Annotated in this window: 9 protein-coding genes and 2 pseudogenes; 1 reads left to right on the top strand and 10 read right to left on the bottom strand. The window is 35.5% G+C overall.

Annotated features, from left to right (window positions below; all coding sequences use genetic code 11):
* Nucleotides 1-462: 462 nt before the first annotated feature.
* From LEP1GSC059_RS05370 to LEP1GSC059_RS05355, 4 genes and pseudogenes are all read right to left on the bottom strand, one after another.
* Nucleotides 463-2,013, bottom strand: a complete 1,551-nt coding sequence (locus LEP1GSC059_RS05370) for a rhomboid family intramembrane serine protease (RefSeq protein ID WP_020980426.1) — start codon at nt 2,011-2,013, stop codon at nt 463-465.
* Between the two features lie 648 nt (nt 2,014-2,661).
* Nucleotides 2,662-3,147, bottom strand: coding sequence for a MarR family winged helix-turn-helix transcriptional regulator (locus LEP1GSC059_RS05365; RefSeq protein WP_020980424.1), 486 nt, complete (start codon nt 3,145-3,147; stop codon nt 2,662-2,664).
* The gene (locus tag LEP1GSC059_RS05360; protein ID WP_004452162.1) at nt 3,129-3,566 is read right to left on the bottom strand and encodes an SRPBCC family protein; all 438 of its coding nucleotides are present in this window, start codon (nt 3,564-3,566) and stop codon (nt 3,129-3,131) included. The genes LEP1GSC059_RS05365 and LEP1GSC059_RS05360 overlap by 19 nt, the downstream gene beginning before the upstream one ends.
* Nucleotides 3,567-4,110: 544 nt before the next feature.
* Nucleotides 4,111-7,040: pseudogene (locus LEP1GSC059_RS05355) on the bottom strand (Eco57I restriction-modification methylase domain-containing protein).
* 411 nt (nt 7,041-7,451) lie between these two features.
* Here LEP1GSC059_RS05355 and LEP1GSC059_RS21465 point away from each other — a divergent pair.
* A pseudogene (locus LEP1GSC059_RS21465) lies at nt 7,452-8,344 on the top strand (IS982 family transposase).
* 197 nt (nt 8,345-8,541) lie between these two features.
* Here the strand turns inward: LEP1GSC059_RS21465 and LEP1GSC059_RS05340 are convergent.
* Genes LEP1GSC059_RS05340 through infB form a run of 6 tightly spaced genes read right to left on the bottom strand, consistent with a single transcriptional unit; the run spans nt 8,542 to nt 16,106 of the window.
* Nucleotides 8,542-9,825, bottom strand: coding sequence for a M16 family metallopeptidase (locus LEP1GSC059_RS05340; protein ID WP_017215565.1), 1,284 nt, complete (start codon nt 9,823-9,825; stop codon nt 8,542-8,544).
* A 14-nt stretch (nt 9,826-9,839) separates the two neighbouring features.
* Nucleotides 9,840-11,936, bottom strand: coding sequence for a polyribonucleotide nucleotidyltransferase (pnp, locus tag LEP1GSC059_RS05335; RefSeq protein WP_017215564.1), 2,097 nt, complete (start codon nt 11,934-11,936; stop codon nt 9,840-9,842).
* An 11-nt stretch (nt 11,937-11,947) separates the two neighbouring features.
* Nucleotides 11,948-12,214, bottom strand: coding sequence for a 30S ribosomal protein S15 (rpsO, locus tag LEP1GSC059_RS05330; protein WP_000562102.1), 267 nt, complete (start codon nt 12,212-12,214; stop codon nt 11,948-11,950).
* 51 nt (nt 12,215-12,265) lie between these two features.
* Entirely contained in the window at nt 12,266-13,195 is a 930-nt protein-coding gene (truB, locus tag LEP1GSC059_RS05325; protein WP_017215563.1) for a tRNA pseudouridine(55) synthase TruB, read from the bottom strand.
* Nucleotides 13,152-13,505, bottom strand: a complete 354-nt coding sequence (rbfA, locus tag LEP1GSC059_RS05320) for a 30S ribosome-binding factor RbfA (protein WP_001068305.1) — start codon at nt 13,503-13,505, stop codon at nt 13,152-13,154. Before rbfA ends, truB begins: the two co-directional genes overlap by 44 nt.
* Nucleotides 13,506-13,517: 12 nt before the next feature.
* Nucleotides 13,518-16,106, bottom strand: coding sequence for a translation initiation factor IF-2 (gene infB, locus LEP1GSC059_RS05315; RefSeq protein WP_017215562.1), 2,589 nt, complete (start codon nt 16,104-16,106; stop codon nt 13,518-13,520).
* Between the last annotated feature and the right edge of the window lie 64 nt (nt 16,107-16,170).

The raw sequence follows: 16,170 nt of genomic DNA, 5'->3' as shown, positions 1-16,170 counted from the left end.
TAAAAATTCATTTTATATAAATAACCGATAAGTTTTACAAAATCCTTTTCACTTATAAAAACAATTTTTTTAAATTAGAAATAAAAAACGTAAATTAGAGTTGTTAAAAAATGAATTCTCCATCTGTTTTTGTTTTATGGAAGCGGTCGATTGAAGCAGTTTTGTTAAACTGCAACTATGGAATTTTTCAACAACTCTAATTTATAGAGATTTAGAAAATTAAAATATTCTATATAACAAACCAATAAAAGATTTAACTAAGTATTTACTTAGAATGAATCAGTACAATTTTTAAATTTAAGAAAAGCTTCCAATCCAAATATAATAATTATAATACAAGCTACCCTAAAAATATCTTAGAATTTGGCATTTTAAGCAAAGATAAAGTATTTTTGAAATGGTTTAGAGTAAATTTTTATGATAAAATCACAGTATGACTACCATAATAAAAGTACATTAAATCTATTCAAAAAGATTGTTATCTATATTTCTTCGATCCATTTTGCCAAATTGAAACAAAATGATTCCCAAAATAGTTCCGCCTACAAGCCCTCCAATATGAGCTGCGTTATCAATACCACCAAACAATCCCCAAAACAAACTGATCGTTATGGCCGTTCCTACCATAATCAGAATAGTTTTTTTATCTTCCTTAGGAAACACGTTCCTTAGTAAAAGACTTAAGATCGCTCCGTAAATTCCAAAGATTGCTCCGGAAGCTCCTATACTGATTGTATTTGGATACCAAACAATACTAGCCAGACTCCCACAAAGTCCGGAAACAATATAAAGAATTAAAAATCGGATACGCCCCAAAACCGGTTCTACAAAAAGTGCCGAAATAATAAGTCCACATCCATTTAAAACTAAATGTTGAATTCCCGAATGAAGGAACATGCTGGTGAAAAGCCTCCACCATTGACCGCCTAAGGTTTCAATTCTCCGGTTTGCCCCCCAATCTAATAGCTGCAATCCATCCGGATAAAAGAAATGAACTCCCGAAAAAACCATAATTAAGAAAATTAAAATATTTAAATCTAATAATATAGATGAAACGAAATGATTTCCTTTAGGATACAAGCATTCTAGAATTTCTTTTAGGGAGTGGTCTTTTTGTGGAACAACTTTTTTATAACCTGGGAATATTAATAGGATCGATAAAATAACGGCTCCGATTGCAAAAGTTCCAAAAATCCAAGCAAGTTTACCTTCATTTTTGTTTTCAAATTTTTCTTTTATCGGCTCCAAAACGACGTAACTACCATCCGGTTTTTGTTTGATCACCGATTCAATTGCTTGTAAAAAGTATCTTCTATCATCAGAAGTAGGAGTACGTTCAAAATGGTCCAAAGAATAATAGTTGTATCTTCCCATAGCCTCCATAGATTCTTCATAAAAGTCTGTGTATAGCTTTTCCTTTTCTTCATCGTTCAATTTATTGCTGATTTGTTTTTTAAATTTAACTCCATACCAATATTTATATTCTTCTTCATTAAAACTTTTAGCCTCCGGTAAAAAAGGAATCCCAATAAATAACTCCAAATTTAAGTTTTCATTATATTTTCCACTCACTTCAACATTAGCAGAAACACCAGCAACGGAAGGATCTACAGAAAAATTCATAAGCTTAAAATAACGATCCTTAGAAGTATTTTTGATTTGTTGAATATTAGAAATAATATTCAACTTTCCTGTTGCCGTCATTAAATAACTTTCAGCAACCATAAGAGAAACAGCAATTGTAAGCACCGAAATAAGTTGGAGATAAAAAGATCCATTACCACCCTTACTTTTAAAACGTAAAATTCGCATTTTAGGTCTTAACCATATCAATATAGGTATCCAAGGTAAAGACATAGGCAGCGCAAAGCTCCAAATTTCTTCGTTAATATCTAAGATATCGTATCGAATGGTCAACAACCAACGCGCGCATAAAAATAAAATCAAAGTCAAAACGTAGATTAATAAAAAAACGGGAAGTATATATCTTAATTTTTTGATATAACTATTCATAGAATGTTTTTTAACACAGTTTCACGGATACTCCTATGAGTCTCATTTTTCATCAACCCGATTTTTGATAAAAATAAAATTTCCGAATTCCAAACCAGAAAATTGCTCAATGTTCCAAGGATCATTAGAAGCAAGTCAAAATATATTTCTTTAATAACTTTACTCAGAGCCATAAAACAAAACACCCAAACCAATAGTTTAACACTTCAATAACGTAAATTCTGCGTAATAAAATTTGGGCGAATTCGGTTTATCACAGACAGCCGGACTCAACTCTAGTAAATAAATTGCATGAAAAAAAATTAATACGATATTTTGTTTTTAGTTACAATATAGAACGCGATCCATAGAGCGCGTTCTGCTGAGTTCAACGCGATATTACTTGAACGAAATAACTAAATACACCTATATTTCTATAAAATATTTTCCCATAATAAATCCTTTTTTGTCCAATCGTCCTTTTTATAGTTTCAACTAAAAATATTTGATCCATATATATACTCAAAATTTTGATAAACTTCAAAGTATCAGCTTTAGACGTAGGCCTTACCGCAATATTCAAATTACAATAAATAATACAACTATCAAATGAAAAATTGAACTTACTACTAAATGCAGTAGTTGTTTTAGATTCTATAGAAAATGTATTTAAGAAAAATTATTTTCTATAAGTATATTTAACTTCAAATTGAAATCCACAATTTCATTATCTACAGAAGTAAAAAAATTAGAATCAAAAGTTTCCACAAGCTTAACAGCCTTCTGAGTAACTTTTTTACCTACTTCTGTTAATTCCACAATTTTAGCCCTCGTGTCTGTGGAATGTTCTCTTCGTAGTATTAATTTTTTAGATTGTAATGTTCTTAACACACTCGAAGTAGTCATCGGATCAATTTTTGTATGTCTCGAAAGTTTAACTTGTGTTACATCTTCCATATGAAGTTGCAACCAATACATACTAGCCAGTAGTACAAACTGAGAATGAGTTAGATCCAATGGACTCAAAACTTTTTGGATCCCTCTTTGCCAAAGGCTAGTTACTTGCCAAAGTAAAAAGCCAGAGCTATCTTCCGCTTTGTTTACACTGAAAGTTTTTTTACTGATTTTTTTTTCTTTTAATTTTTTCTTCGACATTCTATTTTCTTAGCTTCAATAATTTGAGTTTTCAAATCTTGAGGTAAATGATCCACAATATTTTTCATCACTACTATATTCCAAAAAAATGCAAGAGGACCACTTATACTCATTGTCACAGTCAACTTTAAACCTTCGGAAGTATTTTCATAGATATGTTCACCAAACATCTTAGCAAATGGAAATTTAGTAAAATCCTTGAAATAATATTCAGGTCTGACATCTACAAGTTGAATTTTCACTTTTGGACCACCTTTAGGTTTTAAAGTAAAAAATTCTCCTGTCTTAAAGTCGCCGTGTAATTCTGCGTTTTCAACCGATTTGTCCCAGTTTTTCCATTCGTTTACATTCGACATCAATTTCCAAATTTGTTCTTGAGTAATTTCTTTTGTAGTAATCGTGTAATTTTTTGAAATCATTCCCTTGGCTCCTTAAATAATAAGTATACATATAATATTTACACTTATTATTTTAAAAACAATCAAAAATTATTAGTTCTGTGTAAAAAATAAGACTACTATTTCATTTTGAATCTTTGGAAACCGAAGAGATAGAATTTTATGCCGGCGTACTAATTTAAAAAAATTTAATTTTATTACACCGAACTTACGTTAAGATGGGGAAATTTTTGTATTATTTCACTTATAAATATGGAGTTTATATTTCGGTTCACAACATACGGTTTAAAAAAAAATATTTCCAGTCCCAAATTGTTCTTCATTGTAAAAGTATGTATTTTGACGAGCGCGTTTAGTTTTTAATCCCTTCTCTTAAGAGAGTCGATCAACCTGTGATATTTAAAAAAATTGAATATTTTGTTAATTTTATATGAGAGTATTATCGGAGTATCTACGGATAACTCATTAGATACCAACTCTGGGAAATAATCCAGCAAAGTAGATTTCTCGAAGCTGTCCGTAATTTTGAATCTGCAGTTAGAAAACGAATCCCACAGCGTCGCCGTTAAATGCTGTTCTCAATGATTGAAATATCTTCTTCATTAAGTCCATACAATTCATAAATTAGTTTATTGATCTGCTTATCTACCAAATCACATTTTTGTTGAAAGAGTTTTTTGTCGGAGTCGTTAGTAGCCAACTGTAATTCTTTTTGTGAAGATAACATCTGCTCAACGAGAGAGATGACTTTATCTTTTGGCTTTAAAGCGGGAGATTTAGGAATTGGAACTTGAGAAATGTACATCGGTTTTTGTTCAAAGTAACCTCCTTGTTTTGTGGAAGCAATATTTTTATAAAAGTAAGTTATTAATGACGAATTTAAAATGGCTAATAATATTAAGTCTGTTGAAGCAATAAAAGTAGTCTTATCATTTCCAAAATATCTGACTTCATCATAAGCAGCCGCTGCTTTATTAACAATTGCGGGTAAAATAATTTTTTTCTTATTAAGTTCATCTTCAAATGACGGAGAAGATTGAAGCGCAAACCAAGGATAAGAACCTGCCGCCCGTCCACCTTTAACTCCAGGCATTAAAGATTGTTTGAATTTATTAAGGTGTTTCTCTATTGCAGGATATTTCGATATATCAGTATTTCTCAATGTAAATATTAACCATAGACCATTTGAGATAATCGAATATCTTTGAATATCTCTTCCTCTTAAATACGGTTTTAATATTTGTTCAGATTTTTTATCCTCTTTGATTAACCTATTCTTCGTTTCTTCATCAATTACAAAAGCTTCATTAAGCCCGGTTACTACACCTCTATAAATCTTTCCTTCTACGTATTCACCAAGTGGAATTCCCGCTTTTTTAATTTTCTCGAGAAGTGCGGATTCTTTTTGATTGGATAGAGACCAACCCTTATCATCCAGAGATTTCCAATCGACTTTGTATGCTTCCTTCTTTACAAGTTCTTGCAAAGAACCGAAGTCTAAATCCTTTACTTGAACTGTTTTTATATTTTGGGGTTTATCATTATTTAATTTTATAATACAAGGGTAAGTGGTTGCGCTTTTGAAAACAGGTAAATCACCAAAATCAATGATTTCAAAAATCCGTTTTGATTTTAAAAATTTACGGAGGGCTTCTCCGTAGTTTGCTCGCATCCATTTATTAGCAACAATGATAGAATAGAAGCCGTCTTTTTTTAAAAGAGATAACCCTTTTTCGATAAAATATACATACAAGTCTGCCGTTCCCGAAAAAGTTGCTTTAAAATGATCTTTTGCATATAGTTTAAATTCTTCTCCTAATGTTTCTTGTCTTACATACGGCGGATTTCCGATTACACAATCAAAGCCACCGCCGTTAAAAACATCCACGAACTCTTTTTCCCAGTCGAAAGTATTTACTTTTCTAAGTTCCGTTTTACCAAATAAAGAAAGATCTTTTTCTTCGTAGAAATCAGAACCAATCAGAGAGTTTCCGCATTTGATATTATTATGTAAATCAGGAAGAAGTTTAATATCGCTATGTTTGAAAAGTCTATCCGCGCTTTCCGAATTTTCATCTTCCATAAGCTTTAAGAGTAAGGAAAGTTTTGTTACTTCGACTGCTTGGCTGTCAATATCCACACCAAAAATATGATGGAGAAGTATGTTTTGTTTAATTCCTATACTTAAACGATACGCGTTCTGAGATACTTGATAAACCAACCCGTTTTTTAGAGATTTATCTAAACGCTTTTTATCGGTATAACTTTCTAGATATTTATCTAAGAGAAATGAATATGCGCCAACTAAAAAACTTCCCGATCCACAGGCAGGGTCTAAAACGGTTAGTTTCGGATGATTGTATAGGTCGACATCTTTAAGCTTTTCGCCAATTGTATTTTGGACAATATAATGTACGATGTATTGTGGAGTATAGTAAACTCCACCCGCTTTTCTTACTTCTTCTTTCTCTTCAACCTTCGCCTGATGTGAAGGTGTTAAACGTATCGTTTTACCTAAAAACTGCTCATATATATTTCCTAAAATTTCAATAGGTAATACAGAGAGCTCATAAGGGCAATCGGGATAATATAAGCTTTTAATAATATTTTGAAAAACTTTATCATCAATATCTAAATCAAAAATCCATTTCTCTGGTTTAAATAAACCGGAATTATATTTATCGTTGGCTTTTAAGAAAATTTTGTTTAAATTTTTGTAAACCTCTTTATTCTTACTTGTATCTGCGAGAAGCCCATATTTCTGTCTTCCGCGATCCTCAAAAAAATGATTCTATCAATAATTAACTGAACCGAGTTGTTTAATGAAAAAATATCCAGATTTTTATTTTTTATAGCAACATTCTTGGCAAGCGACTCTCGCCAATCTTCAATTAAAGAAAGGAACTCTTTATCAACTTCAGAAGATCCTTTTTTATTTTTATTCTCAATGATATATTTATCAAAGCTTCCTTTGTAAATTGCTTCTTTTGAAAAAGTATTATAGATAAATTCAAAATGTTTTTCATATTCTTCGTAAGTGCAGTAAAATATTCTACCGACACTAGCTTTATCCGTTTTTTCAGGTTTGATTCTTGTATCGTAGATTGCAAACTCTTCGAAATCCGTCAAAATTGATAACGGAAGTTTGGCAGTATATCCATAACGTCTTATTTGAAAGGCTGGCTCAATCTCATCTTTTATATTTACGGATGGTTTTTTTGCTTCTAGAAAAAATTTTCTTACTCCTCCAATACGGAAACTGTAATCCGGTGCTTTTGGCTTGCCTTCGATAATTACTTTGTCTTCTCTTACAACTTCACGATAACTTTCCGCATAATTTGAATTATTCCGAACGTCCCAATCTAAACATTCGAAAAATTTATCAATAAAATCAACTCGGGTATTTGCTTCATCATATTTATTATTCTTATATTCTTTAATATTACTTTGAAATGAGTTACAAAGTTTTTTTAGTTTTTCTATTTTTTCTTTCATTTGTTCAATTGCAAAAAATAATTTGGAAAACAATTCTGTAATGTAATTTTTTGAAAATGTCGTCTAATTTTAATTCTACGAAAGCCTAGAGAACTGAAGTGACTTTCTTCTTATTTCCTATTCAAAAAGCATTTACTACTCGGACACATAAATAGAATACTTGGGTTGATTGTTTCAAAAATTTGAATATTTTGGTCTTGCTCTAAAATGCCGTAAATCGCGAATTTGCAGCATTTTTTAAGTACTGCTATTTTTTGCAAATTCGGTCATTAATAACTTGGTACTATCTTCATACGTCCGAGTAGTAACTTAACGTGAGTTCGACGTAAGGAGAAAAAAGAGTAAAAAACTTGTACTAAAAAGCGCCAGATCGCATATTAAACTGAATTTTCAGCAAGAAGAGGGTAAAATATGGATCTGACAACAATATATTGTGCAATAGATGATTTTTGTACACACCAAAAAATAAACTGGTATGGAAAAAAATTGAGTTCAGTTGTTCGAAAAAGAAATCGGAAATTAAAGCTCAGCCTGAGTGAAGTAGCACGATCGTAGTTTACTTTCATCTTTCTCATTACAGAGAATTTAAGAATTTTTATTTGATAGAAATAAAAAAGAATCTGAAATCCGAATTTCCAAAAGCAGTAAGTTACAATCGTTTTGTAGAATTGATGCCCAATGCGTTAGGCGTCATAGCTTCGTTTCTATCGAATTCTTGCCTGGGAAAATGTTCCGGAATATCGTTCATTGATTCTACGATTCTCAAAGTATGTGACAATCGAAGAATTCATTCTCATTAAGTATTTAAAAATATTGCACAGCGAGGGAAATCAAGCACAGGCTGGTTCTATAGGTTTAAATTGCATTTAATCGTAAATGATCGAGGTGAAATATTATCATTTATGTTTACTCCTGGAAATGTCGACGACAGAAACTCCAAAGTAATTTTCCCACTTTCTAAAAATATTTTCGGTAAACTTTTCGGAGATAGAGGTTACATTAGCCAATCTCTTTTTGAAAGTCTTTATGAAAAGGGAATTCAACTCATTACAAAATTAAAAAAGAATATGAAGAATAAGTTAATGCCCTTAGTCGACAAAATTCTTTTAAGAAAAAGAGCTATCATTGAATCGGTTAATGATGAGCTTAAAAATATATGCCAGATTCAACATACCAGACATCGGAGTTTTTTCAATTGGGCTGTTAATCTTTTAAGCGGATTAGTTGCATATTCTTTTTTCCCAAAAAAACCGTCTCTGAATTTAAAATCTAAAGACAATTGCCAGTTCTTACTCGCTCCTTAGACCGAACTCACGTTAAATTAGAAATATTTTAGATGAAGTAGTAGTAAATCAGAATATTAGAATATTTCAGTAGTTTTCTTTTTGGAATTAAAATATTTTTAAGCTATAGCACCTAACTATCTTATATATGAATCTCGTATAAATTCCAGAAACTCAACGAATGTCGCATACCATTCCCGAAAACCAAAACTCCAATCTCACAAAGAAAAAATTCTTTGAATTGTTTTTTCTTCTTTTAAACCCAAATTTCCGAGCGCGGAAAGATGTAATTTAGGAATTCCAAAAACAGACTTGGCAAACATATTCAAATCTTCTAAAGTAATAGAATAAATTTCCTTCACTCTTTCTTCATAAGAATAATTACGACCGTAGTACAACTCCATTAAGGCGATTGTATTCATACGAGATTCAGTCTGTTCATAACTAATCGAAAGAGTACCTTCATGATTAGTCTGAGCGTCTAAAAGTTCTTTCTCCGAAATCCCGTGATCCAAAACCGATTTGATCTCGTCCGAAATTATTTCCAAACAGGTAATGAACTTTTCTTTAGAAGTAGAACAAACAATACTATTGATTCCAACATCAACATAAGAAGAAGGATAAGCAGTAATATGATAACAAAGTCCTTTTTCTTCTCTTACTTTTTGAAAGAGTCTAGAAGAAGTTCCTCCGCCTAAGATATGAGTAAATAAACTAGCAGTAGAAGCTTTATGAAATCCTCTGGGAAAACCCTCTCCACCTAAAATAAAATAAACCTGCTCCAGTTTTTTCTTTTTCGGAAAATAACCCCATTTTTTCTTAGGTGAAGAAAGTGAATTCCCCTTCCCTTTCTTAATTCTGGTTCGATTGAAATATTTAGCGGCAACCGTAAAAACTTCATCTGGTTCAAAGTTGCCAGAAATAGAAAGAAACATATTTTCCGTATGATAGTATGTATCATAAAATTCTAATATACTTTTATGAGTAACGCCGGAAACGGATTCTCTCGTGCCTATAATATCGCGTCCTAAAGAATTTTTAGGGAAAAAATTCTGATAATAAAAATCGTGGATATAATCTTCAGGAGAATCCTCATAACCCTGAAGTTCTTCTAAAATGACACCCGCTTCATTGTCTATATCAGACTGTTTCAGCAAAGGTTCATAGATCATTTCAGCTAACAACTCTAAGCCGATATCGATATGTTTTCCTGCAACGGTAACATGAAAGTAAGTATATTCTCTCGAGGTGGTTGCATTTGTAAAACCACCTACCCTTTCTATATCTTCTGCTTGTTGTTTTGCGGAACGCTTAGCTGTGTCCTTAAAGAGCATATGCTCTAAAAAATGACAGTAGCCAGCGTTTTTAGAAGATTCGTGTCTAGAACCAACTCGAACAAAAACCCCCGCAGACACGCTGACGGTATGAGGAGCTTTTTGAAAAAGAACCGTTATTCCACCAGGTAGAACTTTTCTATGAACTATCTGTGAAGGTTCTTGCACCAATTAAAAAATTCTTATACTTGTTCTTCTTCGAGAGCGTCTTTTCTGGAAAGATCAATTTTACCGGTTTTATCTACATTTAAAACTTTCACTCGAATAATATCACCTTCTTTGACTATATCTTTGACCGAGTTTACTCTTTTAAAATCAATCTTGGAAATATGACAAAGACCTTCTTTACCCGGAAGAATTTCAACAAATGCACCGAAATCGGCAATTCGTTTTACTTTTCCTTCATAAATCTTTCCTACTTCTACCTCTGCAAAAAAACCGTCTACCATCTTAGCCGCTTTTTCTGCTGACTCTTGATTAGAACCAGAGATAGTTACTTTTCCATCGTCTTCTATATAAAGTTCGGCTCCGGTAAGTTCGCTGATTCCTCGAACGTTTTTACCACCTGGTCCGATCAATTCTCCGATCCTATCTTTAGGAATATTTCTAATGATGATACGCGGCGCAGTTCCGGCTAACGTTGCAGAAGCTTTGGATATATGTTTCTCCATAATATCCAAAATATGAAATCTACCTCTCTGTGCTTGTTCAAAAACACTTTCCAGAACGTCAAAACTAACACCTGTTACTTTCAGATCCATTTGAAACGCTGTGATCCCTTTTCTGGTTCCAGCGATTTTACAATCCATGTCTCCGAAATGATCCTCTAAACCCGCAATATCAGATAACACTGCATATTTACCGGAAGAATCTGAAAAAAGTCCCATTGCAATTCCGGAAACACTTCCTCGAATCGGAACACCTGCAGCCATGAGTGCTAAAGAACCGGAACAAACAGAAGCCATAGAGCTAGAACCATTGGATTCTAAAATTTCGGATACAACCCGAATCACATAAGGAAACTCGTCCGGCTTGGGAAGAACAAGTTTTAACGCACGTTCGGCGAGATTTCCATGACCAATTTCTCTTCTGCCCGGACCAGAAGACCGACGAACTTCTCCTACGGAAAATGCAGGAAAGTTATAATGTAGCATGAAAGATTTTTCTTTCTGGCCTTCCAACGTTTCGTATCTTTGATTGTCAGAACCGGTTCCTAAAGTTACAACTCCCAAAGACTGAGTCTGGCCTCTTGTAAAAACTGCAGAACCGTGAGGACCGGGAAGAGGATTAACCTCTACGGAAATAGAACGGATTTCGTCTAACTTTCTACCATCAAAACGAGTCCCTTTAGTAAGAACCTGTTCTCTTACGATCTCATATTCTAATTCGTGAAGATATACTTTTATATCCTTGATCTTGTCAGAGTCTTCAATTGTTTGTTTGAAGAATTCTACTACTTCTTTATTTACATTAGAAATTTCTTTATTACGAGTAGTTTTATCCGGAGTTTGATTGGCAGTAGTTAATCTTGCAAACGCGTATTCTTTTACTTTTGAAAGAAGCTCTGTGTCCTTTACTCTCAACTTAACTTCGCGTTTAACAACCCCGATTTTTTTAGCGTATTCTTCCTGAAGAGTTACAAATTCCGCAATATGTTTTTGAGCAAAACGAAGAGCAGCAATCATTTCTTCGTTGCTGAGTTCTTTGGCTTCTCCCTCAATCATTACGATATGAGTTTTCGTTCCAGCAACGACCAAATCCAAATCGGAGTTTACAATTTCTTTAGTAGTTGGATTTAGAATCAATTCTCCGTTGATTCTACCAATTCTTGCGCCTGCAATTGGACCATTAAAAGGAATATCAGAAACTGCTAATGCAGCGCTCGCAGCATTTAAGGCATGCCCTGCAACCGAAACATTTGCATCTGCAGAAAGTACCTGAACTTGAAGTTGTACTTCGCAAAAATAACCTTCTGGAAATAAAGGACGAATTGGTCTGTCTATAATTCTGGAAATTAAAATTTCATGCTCTGGGGGTTTGGCTTCTCTTTTAAAATAACCACCTGGGAAACGACCAACTGAATAAAGTTTTTCGGTATATTCACAAGTAAGAGGGAAAAAATCCTGTCCTTCTTTTGCTTCCTCAGCCGCACAAACGGTAGCAAGTAAAACTAAATTTCCAGATTTATAAACAACGGCCCCGTGTGCTTGTTTTGCCCAGTTTCCGGTTTCTAAAACGATCGTATCTCGGCCATACTGGCCGGAAATTGTATGTGTCATGAATGACTCTCTTACTTACGAAGTCCGAGAGTTTCGATTAGTTTTTTATAACGTTCTAATTCGGTTCTTTTAAGATAATCTAGAAGTTTTTTTCTTTTGCCTACAAGCCTTAAAAGACCAGTTTTAGAATGAAAATCTTTTTTATGAGTCTTAAAATGTTCGTTCAATTCTTTGATTCTAGCATCAATCAAAGCGATTTGTACTTCGGTGGAACCCGTATCTCCCGCTTTGCGGGCAAAATTACTGATAATTTGTTTTTTCTGTTCAGTAGCTATCATAGAGTGAATATACCTTTTTACCATTTTCCAGTCAATAGCGCCACTTTAAAGCTAATTTTTAGGAAAGACTCTTAAATATTTATAATCTAATTCATGGACTCCATGTTCTTCTTTTTTACACCAAGCAAGAATCTCTCTTTCGGGAGAAACCAAAAGAAACTCATTTCCTGGAATCCATTCTAATTTAGTCTTTCTTCCATTGAGTACGTTTTTTACTTCCATGTCCGGAACTTCTACCATCGGAAAGTCCAAAATCGTTTTCGGGGGATGAACTTTAATCTTTCCTTCTAATAAATTTTCGTACGAATCTGCCTGGTTTAAGTTCAACTTACCTATACTTGTGCGAACCAATTTTTCTAAACGAAGGGGAAAACCAATCTGATCGGAAATATCCATTACGATTTTACGAATGTAAGTTCCTGCAGAAACTCGAATTTGAAAAGAAATAGATTCGGGAGAAAATTCCCCAAGTTCATACCGGTATACTTTGATTTTTCGAACGGCTGGAACAAGAGCGACCCCTTCCCGAAATAGATCCGACCTTCGCTTGCCATTTACTTTGAGAGCAGAAACTTCCGGAGCCTCTTGAGTCTCCCAAGTAGGTACTTGTTCAAATAGATCTCTTAATTTTTTTTGGTGCTCTTGGAACCAGATTTCCGTTTGTTCTTTAGGAAGAGATTCTAAAATTTCGCCTTCCTTATCTCCGGAATCAGTGGATTCTCCTGGCTTTACCCATGCTTCGTAAGATTTTTCTTTTTCTAAAAATACGCTGGAAAAACTAGTACAACTTCCAATGGGAAGAATCATTAGGCCGCTTGCGGCTCGATCCAAGGTCCCGGTATGACCTACTTTTTTGAATCCTAACTTTTTACGTACGGTGACCACAAGATCCGAAGAAGTCATACCTACCGGTTTATGGATGAGTAGAAATCCGGATTCAGTCCGTGTTTGTGGGTTTTCTAGTAAGTCTGAGAGATTCATCCAAACTCTGAATATATTCCTCATCCCAGAGGAAATGCATTCTAGGTGTAATTCTAAGTCCTAACTTTCCGGACAACGTCGCCTGAAATAAACCTGCGGCGCTATTGAGCCCGGATAATACTTTTATTTTTTTTTTGTCCGTGCAGATCGCAGTCACGAACACTTTCATGTTCTTTCCGTCTTCGGATATTTCCGCACGATGTACGGAAACCATATGCACTCTCGGGTCTTTTACCTTACCCGATAGAATCATCATTGCCACGGTTCGAACCGCTTCCGCTTCGATTTTTCTTCTTCGGATCGGATTCACGGTCCGATTTTCCTATTCTAGCTTCCGCTTAATTACGGTTACATTATAAGCTTCAATCGTATCTCCAACTTTAAAGTCATTGTATCCGTCTACTTGGATTCCACACTCGAAACCTGTAACCACATCATTTACGTCGTCTTTGACCCGTTTAAGAGACTTAAGTTTCCCTTCGAATTTAGTCATTCCGTCCCCAATGACACGTACATTTGCCGACTTTTGGATCTTTCCGGAGATAACCATACAACCTGCGATGTTTCCTATCTTGGATACTTTAAAAATCTCTCTGATTTCTGCAGTTCCAATCACCTCTTCAATTTTTTCCGGTTCGAGAAGCCCTTCCATCGCGAGTTTGATCTCGTCCACAACTTGGTAGATGATATTGTAATACTTGATCTGAACCTGTTCTTTTTCCGCAAGAGCAATCGTCTTCGGGTTCGCACGAACATGAAAACCAATGATGAGAGCGTTCGATGCAGATGCGAGCATAACGTCCATATCCACGATAGCACCCGCTCCAGATTGAATTACGTTCAACTTCACTTCTGAAGTAGAAAGTTTTTCCAAAGATTCTTTAATCGCTTCCGCAGAACCTCTTACGTCCGCCTTGATAATTACCTTGAGTTCTTTCAAAGCTCCTTGTTTAATGAACTCGTTCATGTTTTCAAGGGTTACTTTAGAAGAAGTTCCAGTTGCCGCGCCTGCGTTTCCGATTCTTTCAAACTCGATTCTATGTTGAGAAATATTTCGAGCTTCTTTCTCATCCGCCATCGCATCAAACGGAGCGCCTGCGTCTGGAACCCCGTCGATACCTGTCACCTGCGCAGGGAAAGCAGGACCCGCTTCCTGAATCAGCTGACCCAAATCGTTATACATAGCTCTTACACGACCGGAAAAAACTCCTGCCACAAACGGATCTCCTACTCGGAGGGTTCCATTTTGAATGAGCACCGTAGCAACTGATCCACGACCTGGATCTAGTTTTGCTTCTATAATAGTTCCTTTAGCTCTTCGTTTCGGATTAGACTTGAGATTCATTACTTCCGCTTGAAGTAGAATCATTTCCAGAAGTTTATCGATTCCTATGTTTTCTCGAGCGGAGATTTTGGCATACATAGTCTCGCCACCCCACTCTTCCGATTGAAGTCCATGATTAGCAAGTTCCTGCATAATTTTTTCCGGATTTGCAGCAGGAAGATCGATTTTATTAATTGCCACAAGGATTGGAACTTCAGCAGCCTTTGCGTGACTGATCGCCTCTAAGGTTTGAGGCATTACTCCGTCATCCGCCGCCACCACAAGAACTACAATATCCGTTACTTTCGCACCTCTCGCTCTCATCGAAGTAAATGCCTCGTGACCAGGAGTATCTAAAAACGTAATCAAACCGCGCGCGGTTTTCACTTGATACGCTCCGATATGCTGAGTAATTCCTCCAGACTCTGTATCGATCACAGAACTTCTACGAATTGTATCTAGTAATTTCGTTTTACCATGGTCTACGTGACCCATGATAGTAACTACAGGAGGACGATTGATATAATCTTCTTCGTTGTCTTTTTCCTCTTCTATGATGGTTTCTTCATATAAAGAAACTACTTTTACCTTACAACCATATTCATCCGCGAGAAGAGCCGCAGTTTCCGCGTCTATGATATTGTTGATCGTCACCATCATTCCCATTTTCATGAGTTTACCGATGACATCTCCAGGTTTTAAGTTCATTTTTTTGGCGAGTTCGCCTACTTGCACATTTTCTAATACTGTAATTTCTTTCGGAACGGAAATTCCAGATACGCCAACTACTTTAGTTTTTTTGAATTTTTGTTTAAAAAACTTCGTGTTTTCCGCACCAGAAAAGTCTCTATCGGAAGTAGATTTTTCCTTATCGTGTCCCTTTTTCTTACTCGCGCCAGCCGCACCTCTCGACTGAGAAAGTTCTACTTCCGCAGAAGTAATCGGCATTGGACGTCCAGCACCTTGACTTGGCCCACGATTTCCAGGTCCGCTACCACCAAAACGGTTTCCAGGTCCACGACTTGGTCCACTGTTCGGACCACGATTACCTTGATAACCGCCCCCGCCGCTCTGTCCAGGACCGCGATTACCTTGGTAACCACCACCCTGCCCCGGGCCACGATTGCCTCCACCTTGTCCAGGACCACCACTGCGGTTTCCCTGATAACCACTACCTGAGTTCGGTCTAGTAGGTGTAGTTCTTTGAATCGGTCTGGAAACGATAATATTAGAATCTTCTTTTTGAAAAGGAGAACGAGAAGGTGGATAAGAAGAACCTACGCTTTGTCGAGTGTCTTTATCTTTAGGAGATCGACTAGTATCTGTATCTTGTTTGCCTGGAGATTCCTCGCGTTTTGCGGGAGAATGAGAAGAAGGAGCCGGACGAACAATTGGCGATTGACCAGAATCACCCGGCAATGGCATTACAGGCGGCTTTGGGGAAGGAGCAGACTCTGCTACCGTTTCCTTCTTTGGAGAAGGAACAGGTTGATCATCTCCTTTCTTTTTTATAATCAGCTTTTTACGCTTTCCCGCGTCTGCCGAACCCTGAAGCGTTTCCTTGATCGTCTTATTTTTATCTTCCATAAATGATTCCCTGGCTTTTCCGAAGTTTCAAAAACTCCAGATCTGAATCCACCGTTCCGGCTTT

Source organism: Leptospira noguchii serovar Panama str. CZ214 (assembly GCF_000306255.2).
Taxonomy (GTDB): Bacteria; Spirochaetota; Leptospiria; order Leptospirales; family Leptospiraceae; genus Leptospira; species Leptospira noguchii.
Note: the sequence above shows the minus strand (reverse complement) of the source record. Positions and strands in the feature narration are given on the sequence as shown.